This is a genomic window from Amphibacillus sediminis NBRC 103570, assembly GCF_001552275.1.
GTDB classification, from domain to species: Bacteria; Bacillota; Bacilli; order Bacillales; family Amphibacillaceae; genus Amphibacillus_B; species Amphibacillus_B sediminis.
On sequence record NZ_BCQW01000003.1, the window covers coordinates 26,320 to 43,393 of the forward strand.

A 17,074-nucleotide genomic window follows, 5' to 3' on the forward strand; every position below is an offset into this window, starting at 1 on the left:
ATTTCGTTCATTGGGGGGTCCAATACCCCAATGAACGTTAGTTGAACCAATCGGGCTTGTTACTGGCTGTTGGATCTCCCGCTTAGACATGACGTGTTTCCTTATTTCTTGAAGTGGGAGTCCTATAGACAGTGACTGCAAAAACGATTAAAGATTTATCTTAGCTAAATTAAATCACTTATTTTTACTGCCTGACCTGTTTGCAATGAGAGATTGCCTGCAACACCTGTCATAATCGATTGAATACCATCTATATGTGTAGCTGCACGATTGAACGGATCCTTTGCTTCCGGACCAAATAAATCGTCTAATAAGAGTTGATCTCCACCACCATGTCCTCCAGCTATTCGATCAATTTTCACTTGATAAGGTTGACCGAACATTGGCAGGACCTTTAACTCAATATCTTCTGTTTTGCCTTCATCCTTCTTTTCACCACCTGAATTAATGTAAGATTGTTCTTTGACCATTAATTCAATTCGGCCCTGGCTACCATTAAAGGCAATAACAAAACCTTCCCAGGGTAGATAAGCATTAAGCGAATAGGTTAGCACTGTTTGATTTTGATAGGTAACAATCACAGCAAGCGTGTCTTCAATATTAATCCCATCGCCAAACACACTTTGATCACGATAGTAGCCGTCCTCATGCTCAGCATCTAAATACATCGCCTTGAGGTGTGGGTTGCTGGATAGATCTAGGGCAAACGGGTCGGATTTAGCTTGTGGATACCCATGTGCACGATGATAAAATTGCTCTACCCCACGTTGTTCAGCATTTTCTTTCCCATAATAACGCAAGCCACCTGCAGCATATACTGTCTCAGGCTGTGTACCCAACCAGAAGTTAACGAGATCAAAGTGATGAGTCGCTTTATGGACAAGTAAGCCACCACTATTATTTTTATTCCGGTGCCATCGCCGAAAGTAATCAGCACCATGCTGCGTATCTAAGGCCCACTCAAAATGAACAGAAAATACTTGCCCAATTGTACCGGTGCTAATTAATTCGCGTACCTTTGTATTATGCGGAGCATAGCGATAGTTAAATGCAACCCTTACCTTTCCTCCAGTTCGCTCTACTGCTGCTTTAATCGCTTTTGCCTTTGCCACATCAACCGTAATGGGTTTTTCAGTAATAACATCACAGCCTAGCTCAAGTGCTTTGATGATATATGTATGGTGAGTTCGATCAATTGAGGTGACAATAATAATGTCTGGTTGCTCTATTTTGATCATTTCTTCAAATTGATTGGCATGATATATGGCTACTGGGGGATGATTATACTTCTCCTCTAGCAATTGATTTGCATACTGCTGTCTTGTGATATTTTGATCACAAAATGCTACGAGCTGACCATACTGTTGATATTGACTAGCTATCGCCCCATAAAAAAATTCAGCGCGTCCTCCTGTACCTACTAATGCATATTTTTTTCTCATTCGACTTCCTCCTTAGTTAACTGTTTAATGAGCCAATCACTTGAATGATGACCTGCAATTTCATGACCACCATCAAAGATATCTTTATCAAAGCATTCCGCTTTATTAATCTGGAGGTAATGCTGCTCAATCTGCTTTATTGCTCTTTTCGCAGATTCAATTGGAAACAAATGATCTTTGATTCCTGCTTCGATAAACAAAGGTCTAGGTGCAATTAACGTAGCTAATTCAGGGATTTCTCCGTAATGAAGCAACCCTGGCAAATAATTATCTAAGCAATGTCGTCTACTCATCACACTATCCTTAAAGTATGAGATAAAGCCACTAATCACAGTTGCATGAATGTGTTGATTGAGAATAGCAGTAAGCAAAGCAATTAACCCGCCACCTGAAAAACCAAACAGACCTATGTTTTGCTCAGCACCTGTTGTTTGTTCAATATAGTGTATAAGAGCCTGGCATTCCGCCACTCTTAAACCTGTAAGTGTTTTTCCTAACAATAATAACTGACTGCTTAATTCATAACAGTCATTTGCATTCGGATCCGTTTGCTGATCAGCTGACAAGCGCCGTCGCCCCATCCCAATTAACTCTGGAACATACACCTGACAGCCTTTTTCAGCTAAGGTAATCGCAATATGATGGTAAATATCCGCACGAGTTAGCTTCGTATTGTTTACTGAAATCCCGACTAATTGGCGATGTCCGTGGCCATGACCTGGAATGGCCATAACCACAGGACGATTAGGTAATGGATCTGTTGGGATCAGCTGATAAGTCGGCATAACTAAACCTTCAACCGTAGGAATATGCCATAACTTTTGGCTGTAATGTTCGTGCTCAAGTGTTTCAACGCAAGTAACTGAATCCATTTGATTAGCTAAAGGAAACTGACCAAGCAAGGTTTCCAACTGTTTGCAATCAAATGATTCAAGCTTAAATATTGCCCGTTGTTGATAGAGATGGTCTAACCATTGCTGTATCTGGCCCATGTTCAAACGCTCCTTCTATAACGTTACACCTGTTTTAAAGATGGCTAATTCCCGATAGCCATTTAATTCATTTTTAGCTTTTTTTCCGTTGGCGATCTCAATGATATAGTCAATAAATTGGTCAAGAACAGCTTGTTTTTCTTCTTCCAGAAGCACACCAGCATTAAAATCGATCCAATGTGGTTTTTTCTGATAAATCTGGCTATTTGAAGAGATTTTAATAGTTGGCACAAACGTTCCAAATGGTGTGCCTCTTCCAGTCGTAAATAAAACGATGTGACATCCTGCTGCCGCTAAAGCAGAGGAGGCTACTAAGTCATTACCTGGGGCACTTAAAAGATTTAAGCCTGTTTTCTCTAATCGTTCACCATATTTTAATACATCCCTTACCATAGCGATTCCTGCTTTTTGAGTACAACCTAATGATTTATCCTCTAATGTTGTAATTCCACCATCCTTATTACCTGGGGAAGGATTTTCATATACAGGCTGCTCATTTTTGATGAAGTAAGCTTTAAAGTCATTGATCATAGCCACCGTTTTATCAAATACTAGCTTATTCTCAGCTCGCTCCATTAATATCGTCTCAGCGCCAAACATTTCAGGTACTTCAGTTAGGACCGTCGTCCCTCCCTGTGCAACTAAATAATCGGAGAATTCACCGACAAGTGGATTAGCTGTTATACCTGATAATCCATCTGATCCTCCACATTTCAGCCCTATTTTCAGTTCAGAAAGCGGTAAGCGCTCACGTTGGTCATGTTTGGCAGCTTGATAAATTTCTTTTAATAACTTGACTCCTTCATCCACTTCATCTGAGACAAATTGAGTTACTAAAAAACGCACTCGCTCTCGATCATACTCACCTAAATTCTGTTCAAATTCCTCCACGACGTTATTTTCACAGCCTAATCCTAATACAAGTACCCCTCCAGCATTGGGATGATGGACAATATCGGAGAGAATCTGCCGTGTATTTTGATGATCGTCACCTAGCTGAGAACAGCCATACTGATGTGATAAGACTAAAGCTTGTTCAAATGGAGCAATATCGCCTAACTCTCGTTCAAATTGCTTTAAAATATGCTCAGCTACTCCGTTAACACAGCCAACGGTCGGTACAATCCATAGCTCATTTCGAATTCCAACTTGACCATTTTTCCTTTTATAACCATTGAAATATCGATCTTGTTTACGGAAACGATTCTCTGTTAATTTAGGCTCATATTGGTAATCATCAATACCTGATAAATTTGTTTTCATATTATGGGTATGAACCCGTTCTCCCTGCTTAATATCGACAACCGCGTGGCCAATCGGATAACCGTATTTGATCACATTTTGATTCAACGCAATCGGCTGGATGGCAATTTTATGACCTTGCGGAATGTCCTCAATCAATTTAATTGAAAAATCATTTAATTGTAGTACGTCACCCTGTTTCAAAGGCATAAGTGCAACAACGACATTATCCTCTAATTGTAACTGCATAAATTTACGCATGATCTTTAGCTCCTAACAACGCCATTAACGTTGGTTTAATACCATCTTGATTAAATTGAACCAATAATTGAGCCATCCTTGCCACCAAGCCTTCTATTTGGGTTAAATCTCTGCCCCACCATTCTTGCTTAGATAAAACAGCTTGCACGAGTGATAAGGCTGAGGCTTGAGAACCGTCAAAATTAGACCATAAATGATTAAATAGATCTAATATCTCTGGATCATCCTTCAATACTTGCTGATCATTTCGATAAAAATAAAGTAGTCCAGCAAATCCAAATACCAGTTTTTCTGGTAGCTGTTGCTGCTTTTGATAAAAATCCAGTAAAACAGGTAAATTTCTTGTTGCAAACTTTGAGATTGAGTTTAATGAAATACTTAAAAGCTGATGCTTAATATAAGGATTTTTAAAGCGCTCCAACACAGAATCTGTATACGCTTTCAATTCACTTTCTTCAAACGGCAATGTCGGTAATACCTCATCATAAATTAATGCGGATAAATAAGCATGAATGATTGGATCATTGATCGCTTCTTCAACTGTTTCAATCCCCATTAAATAAGCAACTGGGGTCATCGCTGTATGCGTACCATTTAAAATCTTGACCTTTCGGGTCCGATAAGGGGTTAAATCCTTCACAAACAACGTATTTAAGCCCGCTGCCTCAGCAGGAAATTGATCGGCTAAGACTTGATCTCCTTCAATGACCCAAAGGTGGTAGTGCTCTGCTACTACAATTAATTGGTCATGATATCCAAGTTCTTTCTCAATCTCCTTCACTTGATTTCTTGGATAGCCTGGTACAATTCGGTCAACCAAGCTACAGCAGAATTGATTAGCCTGCTCTATCCAGTCCTTGAAGGACTCAGGTAATTGCCATAAATCAGCATACTCCAATATACACTTTTTTAAATAATCAGCATTACGGTCGATCAATTCACACGGAATAATTTTCATTCCCTTGTTCTTATCCCCATTAAAGTGAACATAACGCTGGTAGAGAAAAGCTGCCAGTTTTCCTGGGAAGGTTTTAGGAAGTTGATTTGTTAAAACATCTTGATCATCAAAGACGATTCCTGCTTCAGTTGTATTTGAAAAAACAAATTCTAGATCTGGTGCATGGGCTAAAGCCAAATATTCTTCCCGTTGCTGAAACGGGTCAATAACACGACTAATTGATTCAATAATTTTCTTTTCTCTTATTGGTTGCCCATCTTTCACACCTTCTAATATTAAGGTATACATACCATCCTGTTGATTAATTAACTCCGCTAACCCCTGTTCAATTGGCTGAACGACCACAACACTCCCATTAAAAAGCCCAGCCTTATTTAGCTCGTCAATCTGCCAATCGACAAAAGCTCGCATAAAGTTACCTTCACCAAATTGTAACACTCGCTCTGGATAATGAATCTTTTTTACCAGTTTTTCTGATAATCGCTCCATATTCTCCCCTCCATAATGGAAAATTTTAAAAATAACAACGTTGTTATTTATTGTAGCACTTCTATATGTTTCGGTCTATAGATATGAGAAGAGATATGTAAAGATGATTACTATTTAATTTAAAGATTAATCAATCTTCCCACACACTAAGGGATTTGCTGATCATGCTAAGGGCTAACCAGTGAAGATGAAGATTATTTTTATGCTACTCGTAGGTTGAATCGTTAGCTTTTTGATGATATCAACATCCATTTTCTAATAAAGTGAACTTCGTTAAGTGGGGGCGACGTATAGGATGTGCTCGTGCAGACTCAGCTTCCTCTCTCCCCCAACTGAACGTTAGTTGAACCAATCGGGCTGTTACTGGCTGTTGGATCTCCCACTTAGACACGATGTGTTCCTTTATTTCTTGAAGTAGAGGCTTACAAAAGCCCTTCGATGGGGCGAGTAATCGCAGCCCTAGCCAGTTACACTAAACGTCAGCAAAGGCATTCAATTAAGGTAGATAACTCCAGCTTTACCAACAATTTAGTTTGCATAATAAATTTAATCAATTATATAATAAGAACAAACGTTCTATTTAAGGAGATTATTAACATGAGTGAGCAACCATTCATTTACGATTATATTATTTTACCTTTTGTACTTATTGTTTTTAAACGAGATCGTAGGGCTTTTACCGACTTTAAGTTTAACTACCTGTATGAGCGTATGTTTGATCATTTGATTGAGCTGGTACAGAAGGATCTGATCGCTAACAAGCAATTTATTTATCAAAATAAGATGGAAATCAAACTTTTAGAGCGTTCGGAATATATTTATAAATATAAAATTCGCCAGCACTGTCATGAACGAATCATTGAATTTAGCCGTCAGGAGCTAAAAGAACTGACTGAAAAATATATCCGTGATTACTTTTTTAAAAAAGGCGTCCTGCCTAGCAATCAATCACAGCGCTAAACTTTTTGAAAATGTGTATCTTTAAAACGCGTGTGATACTTAAGTCCAAAACCGCATAATCGATCAAGACCTATATGGGCAGATAAAATTAAGCCTAAAGCCAAAGCTAGATCAATTGACAATATTAGTCCAGCCAAAATGAGAGCGACCGCACTTATGTACGTATGAATCAAATTATAGAAGATCGCACCCATTTTTTGATTGATTAAATAACCTAACATAAAAAGATCTGGACTAAATAATAAGATCAGGAATAACAACCAATTGTAATCAGTTTGTCCATAAAAGTATACACTCAAAAGTAACAGAGCTAACCCCTCAAGATGTAACAACGTTTTAACCATGACATCTCCCCCTATATTTTAAAAATCAAATGCGCCTTAGCGTATTTGCGCTCAGATTTTATCAAGCTTTACTCGATAAATTTCCGCTGCACATCTCTGGCATCAACCAGAGGCTTTAACTTTATCAGCCAGAGATTTGAACCTCATTACTTAGAACTAAGAGACCTCTGCTGAATCATTTTAACATACTTTATGCAAATAATATTGTATTAAAGTCGATAAAAAAAGATCCCAAACGAACATAGGATCATTCATAATAAGTAATTGATTTAAGTCGGTATGGTATTCTCCATTTCAGCGAAAGATAAGCCTAAACCAATGATACCGATACATACAATGTAGTTAAACCATGCCCGTTTAAAGTTTTGCTCCTTATCTTTAGATGACATGCATTTCGCTAAATCTTCTTGAACTTCGATAAATGAGCCACGAAGCCCTTCTTTAAATTCACCTGTCACCAGATCATGTAAATCATCTTCATATAAATACATAAGCTCTAGCCAATTCTCTGCTGTTGCTATAGCGAGAAAACAATGGATTCCTTTGACGAATTCAATTAAAATATCCTGCTTTTGATCAAAATGGTTTGACCTCTTCCTGGCCATAATAAAATGCTCAAGCTGAGATACTTTTGCTTGTAAAGCCAAAAATAATTGCTGCTTTCGGTCATAACGATCCTCTAGCTCATGTTTACTTGTATCTAAGTTAATACGCTGATTGATTTCTACCATTTTTGCCAAATTCACTATAATCGTCCTTTCAGAATATCGCTCTATCTGTCCCTATAAAGTGAAACTTCGTTTAGTGGGGTTTCGACGCATAGGGTGTGCTCGTGCAGACATTGCGACACGACGTCGCCAACTTAGTTAGCTTCCTCGCTCCCTCACTTGAACCAATCGGGCCGTTCCCACTTAGACATGACCTGTTCCCTTATTTCTTGAAGTGGAAGTCTTACAAAAGCCCTTCGATGGGGCGAGTAATCACAGCCCCAGCCAGTTACACTGCAATAAATATAGAACGTATTCCTTTACAAGGTTTGCAAATATCGTCAATTGAGATAACGGGTTAATTTCTATATCGACATTTAGTTGACTAAAATGAAGAAGATAGATTAATCCATTAAATCGACTTCTTGGCCAATACAGTTTTTTTCCTAGCGTATATTTAAAGGACCGATTAGTCCTTATAATCCTAAAATTTGCTTTTTCTTGGCTGCAAATTCTTCTTCTGTTATCACACCTGCATCCAATAATTCCTTAAATTTTATTAATTCATCAGCCTCACTAGTTGTAGATTCTGCCGTACTAGCGGGCTCTGACTGCTGTAAAGATTCTATATATTCTTTAATTTCTAGCGCTTGTGCATAGTCCTTTTTTGAGTTAAATATAATGGTGTTCTCATCGGTTGTTGCTTCAAAGACACCACCCTTACTCTCCATCATTCCATGTTGTGAAAATTGAATATAACCCGTTGTTAGTCCAGGCTTTTTTAACTGAATAGCTGTAACATTTTTTATAGGAATTGATTTTTCACCCTTTAATCCCTGTGTTGCAAAACTTAGTAATCCTTTTCGGGTAATACGGATGATCCCATTTTCGATAACAACAATAGCCTTAGCATTTGATTTAAATAAATATTCTTTTCTCATGGTTCTACTCTCCCTTTCTCTTACTTTGCTATATTTAATATTTTAAAATATTAACGTCTTTCAAAACAACTCATTTTAGTCACTATTATTTTAACTCGCCTTGCTAGAACCAATATGGCATTGGATCAGATCAACTTATTCAGATGTTACAAGCAAAACATGACGGAATTCAACCGAACACTACACATATATCATTTAAAATTTAGAAATAGTAATTTTAGCAATTTATAAGAAAAATAAACCTGTTAATCTGTTACAATATATTGTATTAATAACTTATCTAAAAGGAGCTATGAAGATATGAAGGACCATAAAGCAGAGCATTTTACAGATAAATTAAAACAACATAAAAATGAGAATGATGTAGAAAAAATGAAGCGTTTTATTAAAAACTCTGACGAGAACACGCTTTGTTTAGGTGTCCATATGCGAACCGTATTTCAAATTGCTAAACAGTTCGTTGAGATGTCTCTGAATGAAATTGAAAAGCTTTTAGAAAGTCCATATTATGAAGTAAGAATGGGCGCTGTAAGTATAATGGATTTTCAAGCTAAGCAAAAAAATATCACAGACGATCAAAGAAAAGAATTATACGAACTCTATCTCAGAAGACACGATCGAATTAATAATTGGGATTTTGTAGATCGGGCAGCCCCTTCAGTAATTGGCATGTATCTTCTTGATCGACCGAAAGATATTCTATATGAAATGGCACACTCATCAAATATTTGGGAACGTAGAACTGCTATTGTTAGCACCTATGCTTTTATTAAAAATGGTAATATCGAAGATACATTTCGTATTGCAGAAATATTGGTCAATGATGATGAAGAACTCATTCAAAAAGCAGTTGGAAGCTGGATTCGCGAGGCTGGTAAACAAGATGAAGAAAAGTTGAAGCATTTTTTGGATAAGCAAGCAGCTACAATGCCAAGGGTTACATTAAGATATGCAATAGAAAAATTTGATAAAAAAACCAAGGACTATTATCTGTCTCTAGGGAAATAAGTTAATGGTTAAATCTATATCAAAAATGATAAAACTTGCAGATTAAGTTGAGGTTAATCAGTTAATAGGCTTATCATAGCTGGATCACCATAGCTTATTTATCGCAGTGTAACTGGCTGGGGCTGCGATTACTCGCCCCATCGAAGGGCTTTTGTAAGACTCCCATTTCAAGAAATAATGGAACACGTCATGTCTAAGTGGGAGATCTGTGGGTGAATTTTTGCGAGAATCATGATATTTAAATGGCATTTACTAGAGCCGCCTAGCAATTTAAAACTGTAGCCCCGAATTAACGGGGCTATTTTTATACTCCTACTTTTTGATTAACTGTGTATGTTTTTGGAAGAAACCCATCAATCAGTGTGAATTTTGATTCAAACCTTACATGATTCTCATCTACCATTTTAAGTCTTGAATATGCACATCCCCAACATACCATCCTGCAAGGGATGTTGATATAGTTGTCTTAGATGCTACGTCAACAACCCAGCCATTGTAATATTTATACTGACCAGTAATTACATATCGATCATAGTATCTATAAGTTATAGTGTGCCATGTCCCAGTACTCATTGTTGAGAAAGATTCTTCAGCATCATAAACTTTCTCTAAAGCTGCTTCTTTAGTAAAACCATTGTCATTAATTAATATTTCGCTCATTTCTTCATTACTAATAGGGGTTAATTTAAAAAAACTAAGCGTGAACTTGCTGATGTAGTTAAAAAGGGGTTAGCGGGCAGCGGAGAAGCATTAGACGAGGTTTGTGCGATACTCGAACTAAAAATATGAGCAGTATGGAATTAAATAACTAAAGTATTACCAACAATATGTTTGATATTGATGCCTACCGGTCAATCTTACAGCTGACCTTTAGTTCGTGTGTTCGTGGTTGAATTTAAAGAATGAAAATTAATAGATAGAAAAGTGGTAATTTACCAAACTATTTGCTAGAATGATCTATAAAAATTAAATACAGAGGAGCTATAAATATGGATTTAAATTTTAGAAAGATTAAGAATGAAGATTATCCTGTCTGTGCTGAAATTTTAATGGCAGCATACAAAGGAGCTCCTTGGAATAATACATGGACTAAAAAAGAAGCACTCCTTAGAATTGAGGCTACAATGAGTGGCTTTAATTCTAGAGGATATGTAGTCGAGAAAAATGATGAAATTATTGGAATGTGTCTGGGGAGAATTGATTATTACTTTAGTGAATGGAGTCAATTTTGTATTGATGAATTTAACGTGGCTTCTACTCACCAAGGAAGTGGAGTTGGTAAAAATTTATTAAAGTTTATTTCTAACGTAATGAAGAGTAATAAGATAAATAGAATTTTTCTTATTACTGGAGGAGAACAAGCAGCAAAATTTTATAAAAATAGCGGATTTGTAAAATCAAATGATGGAATAATGATGGCATATGATTTACAGAATGATTAAGAATTTGGGGATTAAATGACCCATGCACATTAAGCCTTACTTTAAAAAGATTGACATTAATGACTTCACGCCTCACATGCACCAAGAATTTATTAATTATTTAGTTAATCAACGTAAATCTAGGAACACCATTCTTCGTATTCGCAATGCTCTATACAACGCTATCAAAAGAGTTTTAATAAACAAGACAATAGTAAGCAACCCATGTGAAAATGTTGTCATGCCTAAGAAAGAAATAGACGAAAAAGTTAAGTTTTTAGATTCAGCAGACAACAGTTTATTTTTTTAGTTTAATATTGGAGCAATGTTGGGGCAAGTGATTATATTTTCAAACAACAAAGTTAATTGCCCCAATAAATAACCCCTAGAACCATTACTGGCTCTAGGGTTTAACCGATTAATACATTTGGATATATTGTTCTCTTTCCCAAGGGTGTACTTGTGTTCTAAACATATCCCATTCAATTTCTTTTGATTCAACAAAGTGCTCATATAAATGCTCACCTAAAGCATTAGTAATCACTTCATCTTTAGAAAGGCTCACCAATGCCTCATATAATGTTGCTGGTAAATCTTTTACACCGTTTGCTTCACGTTCTTCCTTATCCATCACATAAATATTGCGATCAACTGGCTTCGGTGCTTCAAGACCGCGCTCGATACCGTCAAGACCAGCAGCCAATAAAGCAGAGAGAGCTAAGTATGGGTTAGCTGATGGATCAACACTACGTACTTCGACACGTGTACTTAGACCACGAGATGCTGGAATACGAATTAATGGACTTCTGTTAGATCCTGACCAAGCCACATAGCAAGGAGCTTCATAACCAGGTACTAAACGCTTGTATGAATTCACAGTTGGATTTGTCACAGCAGTAAATGCTTGAGCGTGTTCAATAATACCAGCAATAAATTGATAAGCTGTTTGACTTAATTGTAATTCACCGTCTTCATCTAAGAAAGTATTTGTTTTATCTCTAAATAATGACATATTACAGTGCATACCAGAACCGTTCACACCAAATAGTGGTTTTGGCATAAATGTAGCATGAAGACCGTGCTTACGTGCAATTGTCTTAACTACAAGCTTAAATGTCTGAATATCATCTGCGTGCTTCACTGCATCAGAATATTTAAAGTCGATTTCGTGTTGTCCTGGTGCGACCTCGTGGTGAGAAGCTTCGATTTCAAAGCCCATTTCTTCAAGCTCAAGCACAATGTCACGACGACAGTTTTCTCCTAAATCTGTTGGAGCAAGATCAAAGTAACCACCTTTGTCATTTAACTCTAATGAAGGATCTCCCTTTTCATCAAGCTTAAATAGGAAAAATTCAGGCTCTGTACCTATATTGAAGGCAGTGAAGCCCATTTCCTCCATTTTTTTAAGGTTACGTTTCAAGTTAACGCGGGGACAACCAATAAACGGTTCACCTTCTGGTGTATAAATGTCACAAATAAAACGTGCCACTTTCCCTTTTTCTGATGTCCAAGGGAACACCACGAACGTATCTAGATCAGGATAAAGCTTCATGTCAGACTCTTCGATTCGAACAAAGCCTTCAATTGATGAACCATCAAACACGATATCATTGTCCAACGCTTTGTCTAATTGACTTAAAGGGATTTCAACATTTTTGATTGTACCAAGTAAGTCAGTAAATTGAAGGCGAATAAATTTGACATTTTCCTCTTTAATTTTTTGCTTAATTTCCTCTTTGGTAAATTTTGTTCCCATGTTTGTCCCTCTCCTTTAACTATTCTTTATTGACGGAAGAATCTTGATAATTCCCCCTGACGTAACGAGGTCTTTCCCAACCGGCCTGACTGCAATAATTCGTTTCTTAATAATTTACGAAGCTCTTTATCAGATAATTCTGGCTTCTGATCCGTTTCCGCTTTTGTATCGAGCTCAGTTGTAGGGAGATCTTTCAACTGTAGAACTTGCTTAATGCCTGCAAGGTTAATTCCTTTTTCGATCAATTCCTTAATTTCCAGTAATCGATCGACATCATTAAAGGAGAATAGCCGTTGATTCCCTTCTGTACGAGCAGGATGAATTAACTGATGCTCTTCATAATAACGAATTTGTCTTGCGGTCAAATTAGTCAGATCTTTGACTATACCTATGGAAAATAAGGGCTGTGAACGTCTATCTAAATTAGTCATAGCATTCTCCCCTTTCCTCTCGCTTTCCATAGTTCTATTATACACGCGGAAAAATAGTTGTCAACACATGTAAGGTTTATTTACATTTAAATTTTCAAAAAATTTCATATATTTATAGTGCTGCTTATTTCCTATAGGTATAGTTCAATTCTGATATAAATCCTTGTTCAACAAATTTCGCCACAGCTTCAGTAAGAGCAATTTTAATATGGGCATAAACTAAACCACCCTGGACAAACACCGTATACGGCGGACGAATCGGCCCATCAGCGGTGAGCTCTAGACTTGCTCCTTGAATAAATGTACCAGCTGCCATAATGACTTGACTTTGATAACCAGGCATAGGTGCTGGATATGGTGTCACATGCCCATTAATAGGGGATGCATGCTGAATAGCCTGACAAAAGGCAACCATCTGCTCGGCAGATTCAAACGTTACCGATTGAATTAAATCTGTTCGATTGGCCAAATAATGAGGGCTCGTCTGAAAGCCCGCAAGTTCTAATAAGCGTGAAGTAAACACTGCCCCCTGCAGGGCTTGACTTACGACATGAGGCGCTAAAAAAAACCCTTGGTACATTTCTTGTAAAAGTCCTAAGCTTGCACCTGTCTCTTTTCCAAGTCCAGGCGCAGTGAGTCGATTTGCAGCTAGCTCAACATATCGAGCACGACCCGCAATATAACCACCGATACGCGCAATTCCTCCACCTGGATTCTTTATTAGAGAACCTGCAATGATATCAGCTCCAACATGGGATGGTTCTTGTTCTTCTACAAATTCTCCATAGCAATTATCAACGAAAATGATTACATTCGAATTAATCTGCTTAATCATTTTAATCATAGCTTCAATCTGCTTAATCGTAAATGAAGGTCGATCAGCATACCCTTTTGAGCGTTGGATGGCAACGACCTTCGTCTTGCGATTGATAGCCTGTTTGGCACGATCCCAATCGATTTCCTTTTGCGTTGTAAGTGGAATGGCTGTATAGTCAATCCCAAAGTCAATAAGTGAGCCCGTGTTTTGGCTGTGGATCCCAATAACTTCTTCTAGCGTGTCATAAGGAGCTCCTGTTAAATAAACTAAGCCGTCCCCTGGACGAAGCAAGCCAAACAAGGCTGTGGTGATGGCATGGGTTCCTGAGATAAGCTGGGGTCGAACCAGTGCATCTTCAGCTCCAAACACATCCGCATAAACACGCTCCAAGCCCTCACGTCCAAAGTCGTCATAACCATAGCCTGTTGTCGCTTGAAAATGACTATCAGAAATTTGGTTTTGTCTAAAAGCATTAAGCACACGCAATTGATTAGCTTCAGCCGTGCGTTGTATTTCTTCTCTTCTTGCTGCAATATCTTGCTCAACTCTAGTTATAAGCTGTTCTAACATAAAATCGCACTCTCTTTCTATTTCTGATGATCTGTTACTAAAAGTGGGTGAGCACTTGGCAAATATCCCTCCAAATGATAACATTCATCGATTTCTGAAAAAACTTGCTTATCAATAATAGAATGCTGTCTATATTGCTGAAGCAACTTGCCTTGATTAGCAGGAATCATAACAGAATACGGTAACCAACTTGCTTTGATAACAGCCTCGATTTCACTTAGTAAAGCCACACGATCACTTGCCGCCAAAGCACTCATCGTTATCGAAGGTTTCTGTATGGGCATAAATTCAGCTGTCATTAAATCTGATTTATTGTAAATCGTTAAGGTCGGAACCGTATCAGCAGCTAAATCCTTTAATAAATTGAGCACCGTTTGCTGATGCTGATAGTGATCAGGGTGTGAAACATCCACGACATGCAAGATAAGATCTGCTTCAGTCACCTCTTCTAATGTAGAACGAAAAGCTGCTATTAAAGCCGTAGGCAAATCCTGCATAAAGCCTACTGTATCTGTTAAGATGACCCGCAGACCAGATGGAAGCTTCAACTGGCGTGACATTGGATCAAGTGTTGCAAAGAGCTGATCCTGTTCCAAGCTTTGACTAGCTGTCAGTCGATTAAATAAAGTTGATTTGCCGGCATTGGTATAACCCACTAAGGCGATTTGAAAAGCATAATTCGTTTTGCGCCGTGACCGATACTGTTTGCGTTGATTGACCACAGTTTCAAGCTTCCGTTTAATTTCATCAATTCGTCGATTAATGTGACGACGATCCGTTTCAAGTTTTGTTTCACCCGGTCCCCGAGTTCCGATTCCAGCTCCTAATCGTGAAAGAGCCTGCCCTTGACCACGTAATCTTGGTAATAAATATTGATACTGTGCAAGCTCGACTTGAAGCTTACCTTCATTGGTAATCGCTCGGCTAGCAAAAATATCAAGGATTAATTGACTACGATCAATGACAGGTAAACCAAAGTACTCCTGTAAATTTCGTGTTTGTGAAGCAGATAATTCATCATTAGCGATCAATAAGTCGATCTCATTTGCTTCTAATTGTTCTTCCATTTCAGCAAGCTTTCCAGCTCCTAAGTAAAGGGCAGGATGTGGATGGTCACGCTTTTGGGTTATAACTTGAGCCACACTCCCTTTTGCTGTTTCCGTTAAAGCCATTAACTCTTCTAATGAGTAACTAAATCTTAAGTCATCAATTTGTTTACGTTGGACAGCTATAATTAATACTTGTTCATTCAATCCATTCAACCCCGTTTCAATAGTAGGACCTCTTCTATTTTAGCAAAATATATCAAGTTTAGTAAGAGATAGGCGCAAATTGTTGACGATGCATGTTAAGTTTTTGTCTCAAAATCTTTCTCTGTTAGTAAAATTAACTCTTCAACCCTATAAACGTGCTGTTGGATTAGCCGGATGGATTGCTTACGTATCGCTTGCTCAATTAAATTTCGGACATAGCGCGCATTACTAAATGGAAATAAATTAGGCTTTGCTATTTCTTGTTCTATATGCTTAAGAAGAACTGGCTCAGCTTTTTTAGTGATATGATAATCACGATCCTTCACCATTTTTTTAGCAATTTCCATAAGCTCGTTAGGTTTATAGTCTTCAAAATCTAAAATAAAAGGAAATCGTGAAGCTAACCCTGGATTCATTTCTAAAAAAAACTCCATTTCATCAGGATATCCAGCTAAGATCAAAATAAACGATTGATGATGATCTTCCATATGTTTAACTAATGTGTCAATCGCTTCTTTGCCAAAATCCTTTTCACCACCACGTGCAAGTGCGTACGCCTCATCTATGAATAAAACCCCACCTTGTGCACGTTGTACCAATGAGCGTGTTTTGTGAGCAGTTTGACCAATGTATTCTCCAACTAGATCAGCACGATCCGCTTCAATAATATGCCCTTTCGTTAATACTTCCTGTTGAACAAATAATTTAGCTAGCGCGCGTGCGACAGTTGTTTTTCCTGTTCCAGGGTTTCCTTTAAAAAGCATGTGCAAGACCTGCTTTTCTGTTTTTAGCCCTACCTGCTCTCGACGTTTATTAATTTCAATATAGGCATAGATTTCATTTATTCTGTCTTTTAGTGCCTCCATCCCGATAAATTCATCCATTACCTGATTCACTGGAGCAAAAGGCTTTGTTTCAATGCGTTGCTCGGCCTTATTTACCCCTTGATCATGTAGTACAATATTGATCTGATTAGCTCGAACTGCCATTTAATCACACTCCTTCTGTTTATATATACGCACGAACGCCTATTTTTTTGAACATGTCTACGTATTAAGTTTGAAAAAGTGATCATAGGTCAAATTGGAAGTTCTCACCAGCTGTAGTCATCTATTTTTTATAGACAAGCATGACTTTTCCACAGAAAATTGAAATTAGCAGTTGGGGCTATTTAAAGTTATCTGTTTGACAAAGAAAAAAACTTGTAGAAGACATTAGTCTCCTACAAGCTGATCAAGCGTTGCAGCGTTTAGATTTATTCTTTTTCAAGTGTTACATTTTTAGCTGGGGCAAATGTTGAGATCGCATGTTTAAAGATCAATTGTTGTTTCCCTTCAGTCTCCAAAAGCACTGTAAAGTTATCAAATGCTCGAACTAATCCACGTAGTTGGAAGCCATTCGTTAAAAACACAGTTACCTGAATGTGATCTTTTCTAAGGGCGTTTAAGTATTGATCTTGAATATTAACAGATTGAGCCATGC

Annotated in this window: 18 protein-coding genes; 4 read left to right on the forward strand and 14 right to left on the reverse strand. The window is 37.7% G+C overall.

Translation table 11 applies throughout. The annotated features are described in order from the left end of the window. Window positions 1-164 precede the first annotated feature (164 nt). Genes ASE01S_RS03285 through ASE01S_RS03300 form a run of 4 tightly spaced genes read right to left on the reverse strand, consistent with a single transcriptional unit; the run spans window position 165 to window position 5,384 of the window. Window positions 165-1,442, reverse strand: a complete 1,278-nt coding sequence (locus tag ASE01S_RS03285) for a Gfo/Idh/MocA family oxidoreductase (RefSeq protein ID WP_067838291.1) — start codon at window positions 1,440-1,442, stop codon at window positions 165-167. After that, window positions 1,439-2,434, reverse strand: a complete 996-nt coding sequence (locus ASE01S_RS03290) for an alpha/beta fold hydrolase (protein WP_067838294.1) — start codon at window positions 2,432-2,434, stop codon at window positions 1,439-1,441. The genes ASE01S_RS03285 and ASE01S_RS03290 overlap by 4 nt, the downstream gene beginning before the upstream one ends. A gap of 15 nt (window positions 2,435-2,449) precedes the next feature. After that, entirely contained in the window at window positions 2,450-3,937 is a 1,488-nt protein-coding gene (locus ASE01S_RS03295) for a UxaA family hydrolase (protein ID WP_067838297.1), read from the reverse strand. Then, complete coding sequence (locus ASE01S_RS03300; RefSeq protein ID WP_067838301.1) at window positions 3,930-5,384, reverse strand: tagaturonate reductase; 1,455 nt, start codon at window positions 5,382-5,384, stop codon at window positions 3,930-3,932. Before ASE01S_RS03300 ends, ASE01S_RS03295 begins: the two co-directional genes overlap by 8 nt. A gap of 597 nt (window positions 5,385-5,981) precedes the next feature. On the opposite strand from ASE01S_RS03300, the gene ASE01S_RS03305 reads away from it, so the two are divergent. After that, a complete protein-coding gene (locus ASE01S_RS03305; RefSeq protein ID WP_067838305.1) occupies window positions 5,982-6,344 on the forward strand; it encodes a YhjD family protein in 363 nt (120 codons plus the stop codon). Here ASE01S_RS03305 and ASE01S_RS03310 read toward each other — a convergent pair. From ASE01S_RS03310 to ASE01S_RS03320, 3 genes are all read right to left on the reverse strand, one after another. Then, entirely contained in the window at window positions 6,341-6,688 is a 348-nt protein-coding gene (locus ASE01S_RS03310; protein WP_067838309.1) for a DUF4260 domain-containing protein, read from the reverse strand. The two genes, ASE01S_RS03305 and ASE01S_RS03310, sit on opposite strands and share 4 nt — an antisense overlap. A gap of 269 nt (window positions 6,689-6,957) precedes the next feature. Continuing rightward, window positions 6,958-7,434: a hypothetical protein gene (locus ASE01S_RS03315; protein WP_067838312.1), complete on the reverse strand. Its 477-nt coding sequence runs from the start codon at window positions 7,432-7,434 to the stop codon at window positions 6,958-6,960. 437 nt (window positions 7,435-7,871) lie between these two features. Beyond that, entirely contained in the window at window positions 7,872-8,336 is a 465-nt protein-coding gene (locus tag ASE01S_RS03320) for an SHOCT domain-containing protein (protein WP_067838316.1), read from the reverse strand. A 300-nt stretch (window positions 8,337-8,636) separates the two neighbouring features. Between ASE01S_RS03320 and ASE01S_RS03325 the strand changes: the two genes are divergently transcribed. Beyond that, window positions 8,637-9,344, forward strand: a complete 708-nt coding sequence (locus ASE01S_RS03325; RefSeq protein ID WP_067838320.1) for a DNA alkylation repair protein — start codon at window positions 8,637-8,639, stop codon at window positions 9,342-9,344. Between the two features lie 396 nt (window positions 9,345-9,740). Here ASE01S_RS03325 and ASE01S_RS03330 read toward each other — a convergent pair whose 3' ends face one another. Then, a complete protein-coding gene (locus ASE01S_RS03330; protein ID WP_067838324.1) occupies window positions 9,741-10,004 on the reverse strand; it encodes a hypothetical protein in 264 nt (87 codons plus the stop codon). Window positions 10,005-10,333: 329 nt separating this feature from the next. Between ASE01S_RS03330 and ASE01S_RS03335 the strand changes: the two genes are divergently transcribed. Next, window positions 10,334-10,786: a GNAT family N-acetyltransferase gene (locus ASE01S_RS03335; protein ID WP_067838327.1), complete on the forward strand. Its 453-nt coding sequence runs from the start codon at window positions 10,334-10,336 to the stop codon at window positions 10,784-10,786. 22 nt (window positions 10,787-10,808) lie between these two features. After that, a complete protein-coding gene (locus ASE01S_RS16440) occupies window positions 10,809-11,075 on the forward strand; it encodes a tyrosine-type recombinase/integrase (protein WP_067838331.1) in 267 nt (88 codons plus the stop codon). A 108-nt stretch (window positions 11,076-11,183) separates the two neighbouring features. On the opposite strand, the gene glnA is transcribed toward ASE01S_RS16440, so the two are convergent. From glnA to hfq, 6 genes are all read right to left on the reverse strand, one after another. Further along, on the reverse strand, window positions 11,184-12,521 hold the full coding sequence (glnA, locus tag ASE01S_RS03345; protein WP_067838335.1) for a type I glutamate--ammonia ligase: 1,338 nt from the start codon (window positions 12,519-12,521) through the stop codon (window positions 11,184-11,186). Window positions 12,522-12,547: 26 nt separating this feature from the next. Next, entirely contained in the window at window positions 12,548-12,952 is a 405-nt protein-coding gene (locus ASE01S_RS03350) for a MerR family transcriptional regulator (RefSeq protein ID WP_067838339.1), read from the reverse strand. Window positions 12,953-13,076: 124 nt separating this feature from the next. Further along, window positions 13,077-14,339 carry a methionine gamma-lyase family protein gene (locus ASE01S_RS03355; RefSeq protein WP_067838343.1) on the reverse strand — a complete coding sequence of 421 codons (1,263 nt, stop codon included), beginning with the start codon at window positions 14,337-14,339 and terminating at the stop codon, window positions 13,077-13,079. 17 nt (window positions 14,340-14,356) lie between these two features. Then, the gene (gene hflX / locus ASE01S_RS03360) at window positions 14,357-15,592 is read right to left on the reverse strand and encodes a GTPase HflX (protein WP_067838346.1); all 1,236 of its coding nucleotides are present in this window, start codon (window positions 15,590-15,592) and stop codon (window positions 14,357-14,359) included. Between the two features lie 95 nt (window positions 15,593-15,687). Continuing rightward, window positions 15,688-16,581: an AAA family ATPase gene (locus tag ASE01S_RS03365; protein ID WP_067838350.1), complete on the reverse strand. Its 894-nt coding sequence runs from the start codon at window positions 16,579-16,581 to the stop codon at window positions 15,688-15,690. Window positions 16,582-16,847: 266 nt separating this feature from the next. After that, window positions 16,848-17,072 (reverse strand): RNA chaperone Hfq, encoded by a 225-nt coding sequence (gene hfq, locus ASE01S_RS03370; RefSeq protein ID WP_067838355.1) that lies wholly within the window; start codon window positions 17,070-17,072, stop codon window positions 16,848-16,850. Window positions 17,073-17,074: the final 2 nt, after the last annotated feature.

Excerpts from the sequence above, each read along its gene's own strand:
- ASE01S_RS03320 (WP_067838316.1), bottom strand. The coding sequence starts at position 8,336 with ATGAGAAAAGAATATTTATTTAAATCAAATGCTAAGGCTATTGTTGTT.
- ASE01S_RS03330 (WP_067838324.1), bottom strand. The coding sequence starts at position 10,004 with ATGAGCGAAATATTAATTAATGACAATGGTTTTACTAAAGAAGCAGCT.
- ASE01S_RS03290 (WP_067838294.1), bottom strand. The coding sequence starts at position 2,434 with ATGGGCCAGATACAGCAATGGTTAGACCATCTCTATCAACAACGGGCA.
- ASE01S_RS03355 (WP_067838343.1), bottom strand. The coding sequence starts at position 14,339 with ATGTTAGAACAGCTTATAACTAGAGTTGAGCAAGATATTGCAGCAAGA.
- hfq (WP_067838355.1), bottom strand. The coding sequence starts at position 17,072 with ATGGCTCAATCTGTTAATATTCAAGATCAATACTTAAACGCCCTTAGA.
- glnA (WP_067838335.1), bottom strand. The coding sequence starts at position 12,521 with ATGGGAACAAAATTTACCAAAGAGGAAATTAAGCAAAAAATTAAAGAG.
- ASE01S_RS03295 (WP_067838297.1), bottom strand. The coding sequence starts at position 3,937 with ATGCGTAAATTTATGCAGTTACAATTAGAGGATAATGTCGTTGTTGCA.
- ASE01S_RS03350 (WP_067838339.1), bottom strand. The coding sequence starts at position 12,952 with ATGACTAATTTAGATAGACGTTCACAGCCCTTATTTTCCATAGGTATA.
- ASE01S_RS03305 (WP_067838305.1), top strand. The coding sequence starts at position 5,982 with ATGAGTGAGCAACCATTCATTTACGATTATATTATTTTACCTTTTGTA.
- ASE01S_RS03310 (WP_067838309.1), bottom strand. The coding sequence starts at position 6,688 with ATGGTTAAAACGTTGTTACATCTTGAGGGGTTAGCTCTGTTACTTTTG.
- ASE01S_RS03325 (WP_067838320.1), top strand. The coding sequence starts at position 8,637 with ATGAAGGACCATAAAGCAGAGCATTTTACAGATAAATTAAAACAACAT.
- ASE01S_RS03300 (WP_067838301.1), bottom strand. The coding sequence starts at position 5,384 with ATGGAGCGATTATCAGAAAAACTGGTAAAAAAGATTCATTATCCAGAG.
- ASE01S_RS03285 (WP_067838291.1), bottom strand. The coding sequence starts at position 1,442 with ATGAGAAAAAAATATGCATTAGTAGGTACAGGAGGACGCGCTGAATTT.
- ASE01S_RS03335 (WP_067838327.1), top strand. The coding sequence starts at position 10,334 with ATGGATTTAAATTTTAGAAAGATTAAGAATGAAGATTATCCTGTCTGT.
- ASE01S_RS16440 (WP_067838331.1), top strand. The coding sequence starts at position 10,809 with ATGCACATTAAGCCTTACTTTAAAAAGATTGACATTAATGACTTCACG.
- ASE01S_RS03365 (WP_067838350.1), bottom strand. The coding sequence starts at position 16,581 with ATGGCAGTTCGAGCTAATCAGATCAATATTGTACTACATGATCAAGGG.